This is a genomic window from Candidatus Sarmatiella mevalonica, assembly GCF_016751895.1.
GTDB lineage: Bacteria > Pseudomonadota > Alphaproteobacteria > Rickettsiales > Rickettsiaceae > Sarmatiella > Sarmatiella mevalonica.
This window is the reverse complement of record NZ_JACVVM010000111.1, coordinates 1-2,153: the sequence shown is the minus strand read 5'-3', so window position 1 is coordinate 2,153 and position 2,153 is coordinate 1. Positions and strand designations below refer to the sequence as shown.

The following is a 2,153-nucleotide window of genomic DNA, read 5'->3' as shown; positions in this document are numbered from 1 at the left end:
CGACTGCGATATGTAGGAATAGCAAAAAATCAATTTGCTGAATTTATGAATGCAATCTGTTTTAATTTAAAGCGTTTAACCGTCCTTGCTGCATAAAACAGGTAAAAATACATCTATTTAGACTTATAACAAAACTAAAACAGCTAAAAATGAGATTAATTTCTGATTTGACTAAAAAACTATGCAGTTTTTAATAGCAAAATCCTTATAAAATCACTCAAACTCCTTATAAAATCACTCAAACAAAAATTTTAACTACAAAATTTTCTAAAATCTCATCTTACAACGGTCCCATTATAAAAAATATCAACCCCTCCCTGTAAGTAATTTCCAATTCTATATACTTACGCAAGAGGTCTAGGATATATGATACAGTTTATTGTGCCCGCGGTAATATGGAAAACCGGATAAAGGAACGGCAATTAGAACTATTTGCGGATCGTACTTCCTGTTATAAATGATGGGCTAATCAATTTAGAATGTTTTTATCAGTTCTCAGTTATACCTTGTAGAATATTACGTGATAAATTCCTACAAGGCAGTGAATTAGCAACCGCTCAGGTGGTACAATACGATTAAAATTATTTAAAATAGGAGCGGTAATTATTCGTAATACTAGGCGCATCAAGTTTTATTATCTTCATCGTATCCTTACCAGCATTTATGGCAAACTATAATGAAGAAATTAGTTTTGGAATAAGTTAATTTAGCGCTGTCCCTGGCGCTTATAGAAAATGGAGCAAGGGGGTATTACGTCTAAAATCTAAAAATGGTAGATTGGGAAGCGCTTTTTAACACAAATTTTGCGCAAGATTAGGTTTTAGCATTAACACCCCCAGAAGCTTATGCTTAATTCTACCATCATGCAATATTCAAGCTAAGCTGCAAATCTATCGCGTAACATACACACAAGCTTCTCTAAAGCATCCTCCATAGATATCTTTTCTAGCACAGCAACCTCCTGGGCTAACCTATGTAGAGCAAGCTCATATATACTTCTTTCACTGAAGGATCTATCAGAAAGTGCGTTCTTGTACAAGGCACAAAGCACTTCGGCTATCGCTAGAATATCACCTGAGTGAATTTTAGATTCGTATTCCTGAGCGCGCCTACTCCACATTCTAGAACCTTGCTTTGGTTGGCTTTGTAAGGTTTTATACATTTTAGTCAATTCTTTGCGATCAGCCAATTTCCTCAGACCGCATTCTTGAGCGCTATCCACGGGAACTTTTAAGGTCATCTTTTCTGCTTCAAAAAAAACAGCATATACTTCTAGCTCTATATCTCCTAATTTTTGGGATTCAATATTAACTATTTTCCCAACTCCATGTGCTGGATAGACTACCTGTTCGCCTATCTCAAATTTTTTGTTCATTTCCTTAATACCTTGAGCAACTCATCTTGAATATAAGTATAACCTACAGCGCATCACTTACCGTAAATCAAACCTATGCCAAATTACAAGGGTAATTATATAGTAAAAAATAGTTAAAAACAATATCAACGCCTATCATCCACTCATCAAAAACAAATATCATTTGTTAATTAATGATACATCATACCACATTGTTGTATAACTACCACGCGCACACATCAGCGATTATGCACCGTCACTCATCGTCGCTATTTAAATGGTAGTTGCTTCACTTAAAAACATACACTATGAATGACGCCATCTCAATAGAACTCCTATAAAACCTCGCCCCTGATGACATCTATCCTCCACGCTCCTATAGCTAATACCCTTTTGCAATCAAATACGACTTGTGCTATAATAAACAAGATTGTCTCATTATTGATACCATTATTTCAAAAACATTATTATTTGCTGAGCTTATCGCTTTAGAACCAGTCACGCAAAACATTTAACTAACCTATTCAGCATAATTTTTGTGAAAGCTAATTGAACAAAAGCCTTAGCGGATGAAGGGGAAATCTCATAATCCTTGGATAATCTTCTGAAATTACCCAGCCACGCAAACGAGCGTTCCACAAGCCACCGCCATTGCTGAACCTTAAACCCCCTCGTTCTGTCCACCGGCTTGACAATGCTCAGCAAACACCCCTGCGTATGCGCATAAAACCATTTTTGTAAATCACCTTGATACCCCCGATCTGCTAAAACTTTTACCAGCCTCGGAAAGTTTTGCTTT

General features: G+C 36.2%; 3 protein-coding genes. 1 reads left to right on the top strand and 2 read right to left on the bottom strand.

Translation table 11 applies throughout. The annotated features are described in order from the left end of the window. Window positions 1-326: 326 nt before the first annotated feature. Window positions 327-461 (top strand): transposase, encoded by a 135-nt coding sequence (locus Sarmat_RS07515; RefSeq protein WP_202149956.1) that lies wholly within the window; start codon window positions 327-329, stop codon window positions 459-461. 416 nt (window positions 462-877) lie between these two features. On the opposite strand, the gene Sarmat_RS06590 is transcribed toward Sarmat_RS07515, so the two are convergent. Both Sarmat_RS06590 and Sarmat_RS06585 read right to left on the bottom strand, forming a co-directional pair. Then, window positions 878-1,375 (bottom strand): CarD family transcriptional regulator, encoded by a 498-nt coding sequence (locus tag Sarmat_RS06590; RefSeq protein WP_202149955.1) that lies wholly within the window; start codon window positions 1,373-1,375, stop codon window positions 878-880. A gap of 477 nt (window positions 1,376-1,852) precedes the next feature. Next, window positions 1,853-2,153: transposase (locus tag Sarmat_RS06585; protein WP_202149542.1), on the bottom strand; the 301-nt coding region annotated here is incomplete at its 5' end.

What these genes read in the sequence shown, in the direction of transcription:
- Sarmat_RS06590 (WP_202149955.1), bottom strand. Translation starts at nt 1,375, where the DNA reads ATGAACAAAAAATTTGAGATAGGCGAACAGGTAGTCTATCCAGCACAT.